Genomic DNA, 2,503 nt, shown 5'->3' with positions numbered 1-2,503 from the left:
GAGACGGCGATGATCGCCGCTCAGTGAACGAGCAACACCGGCTATGAAGAAGCAGGTGGACGCCAGTTCCTACACCACTTCCCGGGGCACTACCCATTTGCGCGCGGCTCAGGACAAGGCGCAGGTCACGCTCCGCGCCAATCGAAATGTCCTCGAGGCCTTGGCCGAACGGTTGTTGCGTGTCAGGGACATGTCCGGGCGGGATATCTCTGCGTTCACGGAAGACGTTTTCCGAGAGAAGCACAGTCGCAACGATCGCGCGCCAAGCGAAGGTCAGAATACCTGCGTTGCAGGGTCGTGATACAATCCGAAATGAGGATCGAAATATTGTCCCCCGGCGATGAGGTCCGCTGGGGGGCAATCTGATCTCATGGCCACGAGTCAGCAAGCTTCGCGAGCGGCATATTTTTGCTCGATGGTGTTTCGCAACCAATTTTCAGTAGCATTCCAGGCCTCGAGTTCACCGGTCTCGAGATTGAGAACGAACGCGCCTCCGCCAAACTCGTGCATCTGCTGCTTGCTGCAACTGCGACTATACTCAAAACCCCAGTACCCTTTACTTCCAACGTCTTGCGCAAGTCGTGCGACATATAAGAGAACCGCGTCCAGATCGGCGTCGCCGTAGGAATCGCGCAACCACAGAACTGCCGATGTCTCGGTGGTTTCAAGCAGCGACACATCGAAGCTGAACATGTTGAGACATTGTGTTTCGTCGTCGCGCATCAACTCCAGAAGCTTCGTTGCGTATGTCGCGTCCGCAAGCGACTTCAGGACGAGGTTGCATGAGAATTGAATATAGTGAGATGCCATTTTTTGGTTTCCTGTGTTTATTACAGAAGCCATTTGGACATCGCGGTTTAAGAAGTCGTTAAAAGAGGGGTAAGTCTATATTTTTAATACATAAATCGATATACTCCATTGCTATATACGCGAACTTACGACACCGCTGAACGTCCTTGTTGCCCATTTGTCGTTCTGAAAAAAGGCGACACCGGTGGCATGCCTCCAGTTCTCGATCTTACAGCGCTCAGACACGTTCAGGTAAACCGCGACGAGACCGTGATTGGCACGTCCGGCAGTCAAACAATAACATTCTGGATCGGCACCAGCGCCGGTGGAAACTTCATAGTAAAGTTCAAAGACCCACCAGAGGTTGTTCTGCCAGACGCTGGTAACGGCATCTATTACGACATCGCCACTCAGCTGGGGTCATATGATCCTATCCCGCAGAAGAAAGGGCGGCTCTATTTGGGGTCAGCCATAAACTGGACATAGAGATCGGCTACGGTCGATGCGCGCCAGGCGATTCCTGGCATAACCCTGAAGGGTTATCTCCCTGCGAGACTGGCCCCCGTCGATAAATTGGCAGGGGCCTTTTTTGTTTCTGGGAGCTCCTATGCTCGCGTCACGCCAAAATGTTTCACATATCTGGTGCCGATACGGGCGCTAAGGCCGGATCGAGATGAACATGAAGGATGACCACCATCGGACCGTGTGCCGGATGTGCTACGGCGCCTATGGCGAGACAGGAGCTGCGTCGGAGTTTCGGCTTGGCTGGGTCGATGATTTAAACTGCCAGCGGCACCTAGAGGATCAGCGTTAATAATATTTCTGTCTCGCTGGACAATCAAGGCGCGATGTGGAAAACCTTTGCTCGCGCCGCGACTGTTTCCGTACTGCATACCTGCCTTTTGCGGCGCACCTCCATAGGTTCTTGCCCCGCCCATAGTGGCGGGGCTTTTTATTGCAGATTCCTGCGGGATTCCGGCAATTCCTTGTTGTCATAGTAATTCCGCTTCAACTCACGATAGATCGTCGACGGTGCGCGATCCAGCCGGTCCGCAATCTCCGGAACCGGCATTTAGCTTCGCGCCACTTGGCAAGCTTTTAGCGCTCTCATAAACTCAGGTGAGGGTAGCAGCGTCCCATTCGTCATCCTCCATGCAACATTCTGTTTTGATACAGAATTTGCACTTCGGATGTGAATTCACCCGGTCAAACGTGATGGATTTTCGCGCCAGATGGGGCAGGTCACGGACAGCTTTCAAGATCTTCCCCATGACAGGCTTCGTGCGCTTGTTTGGGTTCTTCAGCAGGACCGTAAACCGGCTGACGCGCTCGACCAGTGATGTGACATTCGATTGCCCAAGCTTCTGTTTGAACAATATCAAATCACCTTCCCAATGACCAAACTGGCGTCTGTGGGCGACATCATCCGGCCGAAACAGAATGCTGACATCACGGTCAAACTTCGGAGGCAGGCGCTTTCGGGCACGACGCGGACGACGGGCTTTACGGTGCTCAGGCAGGTACCACCACAGCTCCTGTGCCATGCCTTCCTTGGAATAGATGTAGCGGTAGATTGTTTCCTGGCAAACTCGCAGCTTAGCACCTTCATAGATCATCCGATTGCCAATCTGCTCTGGTGTCCAGCCCAGTTTGATCTTTGCCACAACAGTCTTGCACAGTTCAGGATGCCGGATCAGCTTGCGCTGTACCGAGC

2 protein-coding genes and 1 pseudogene are annotated in these 2,503 nt (G+C 53.5%); all 3 read right to left on the bottom strand.

Features of this window, described 5'->3' with window-relative positions; translation table 11 throughout:
* Positions 1-381: 381 nt before the first annotated feature.
* Positions 382-810, bottom strand: a complete 429-nt coding sequence (locus KPG71_RS15795; RefSeq protein ID WP_216339072.1) for a hypothetical protein — start codon at positions 808-810, stop codon at positions 382-384.
* A 979-nt stretch (positions 811-1,789) separates the two neighbouring features.
* Positions 1,790-1,929, bottom strand: a pseudogene (locus KPG71_RS15790) (helix-turn-helix domain-containing protein); the annotation flags it as partial.
* On the bottom strand, positions 1,905-2,503 hold a 599-nt coding region (locus KPG71_RS15785; protein WP_253196313.1), incomplete at its 5' end, for an IS30 family transposase. The gene KPG71_RS15785 and the pseudogene KPG71_RS15790, both read right to left, overlap by 25 nt.

The organism is Roseovarius sp. PS-C2 (assembly GCF_018862045.1).
In the GTDB taxonomy this organism is placed as follows: Bacteria; Pseudomonadota; Alphaproteobacteria; order Rhodobacterales; family Rhodobacteraceae; genus Roseovarius.
The sequence above is the reverse complement of the archived record's forward strand: the minus strand, read 5'-3'. Positions and strand labels throughout refer to the sequence as shown.